Genomic DNA, 1,271 nt, shown 5'->3' with positions numbered 1-1,271 from the left:
CTGGGTGCGGAGCGGGTCGTGGCCCTGTCCCGGCACCAGCCGCGGCAGGCCCTCGCGCGCGAGTTCGGGGCGACCGACATCGTCGCCGAGCGGGGCGACGAAGCCGTCTCGGCCGTCCTCGAGCTGACCGACGGCACCGGCGCCGACGCGGTGCTGGAGTGCGTGGGCACCGACCAGTCGATGACGACCGCGCTGGACTGCGCCCGGGCCGGCGCGACGGTGGGCTACGTCGGCGTGCCGCACGGGGTGGAGCTGCCGATCGGCCGGATGTTCGGGCGCAACGTGGGGCTCGCCGGTGGGGTGGCACCGGCCCGGGCCTACCTGCCCACGCTGCGCGACGAGGTGCTCTCCGGCGCGATCTCGCCCGGCCGGGTCTTCGACCTCGAGCTGCCGCTCGTCGAGGTGGCCGAGGCCTACGCGGCGATGGACGAGCGGCGCGCCATCAAGACCCTGCTGCGGCCCTGAGCCGGGCCGGGATCGGGCTCCGGGTCGCGGAACGTCCGCGCCGCTAGCGTTGCCGTCATGAACCCAGGAGGCCCGGACGTCCAGTTGGTCCCTGACGACGACGGACGCGGCGGGGTCACGGTCGTGATGGACGGGTCGCCGCAGTCGCACGTCTCACTCGACGACCCGGCATACCTGGCCTTCGAGTACGTCCAGCACCTGGCGACCGTCATCGACACCCTCCCGGACGGCCCGCTCGCGGTGACCCATGTCGGCGGGGCGGCGATGACCCTGGCGCGCTACGTCAGTGCGGCGCGGCCGGGGTCGCCACAGATCGTGCTCGAGCCCAACGTCGCGCTGACCGAGCTGGTGCGACGCGAGCTGCCCCTGCCGCGTCGGCACCGGATCAGGGTGCGGCCGCAGGACGGTCTGACCGGTGTCGCGGGGTTGGCCGACGCCAGCGCCGACGTCGTGGTGCTGGACGCGTATGCCGGGGCCCGCGTGCCGGCGGAGCTCACCACCGTGCAGTTCCTGACCGATGTGGCGCGTGTGCTGCGACCCGACGGTCTCGCCCTGCTCAACCTCGCCGACGAGCCCGGCCTGCGTTATGTGGCAAGGGTGCTCGCGGGGCTGCGGGAAGCCGTCGGGGAGGTCGCGGTGATCGCGTCGCACGAGGTGCTCAAGGGCAAGCGTTTCGGCAACGTCGTGGCAGTGGCGTCGGGCGGCGCGTTGGATGTCACGGGTCTGCGGCGGGCGGCGGCTCGAGCACCCCTGCCGACCGGCGTGCGCGACGCGGCGCAGCTGGCGCGACAGGTCGGGAGGGTGCG

The 1,271-nt window shown here is 74.2% G+C and carries 2 protein-coding genes; both read left to right on the top strand.

Translation table 11 applies throughout. The features are described from left to right. Positions 1-465, top strand: a 465-nt coding sequence (locus tag FRW57_RS21755; protein WP_152187055.1) for a zinc-binding dehydrogenase, incomplete at its 5' end; no start/stop codon positions are given. A gap of 57 nt (positions 466-522) precedes the next feature. Further along, on the top strand, positions 523-1,271 hold a 749-nt coding region (locus tag FRW57_RS21750; protein WP_152187054.1), incomplete at its 3' end, for a spermidine synthase.

The sequence above is a fragment of the Segeticoccus rhizosphaerae genome (assembly GCF_009192725.1).
In the GTDB taxonomy this organism is placed as follows: domain Bacteria; phylum Actinomycetota; class Actinomycetes; order Actinomycetales; family Dermatophilaceae; genus Segeticoccus; species Segeticoccus rhizosphaerae.
Note: the sequence above shows the minus strand (reverse complement) of the source record. Positions and strands in the feature narration are given on the sequence as shown.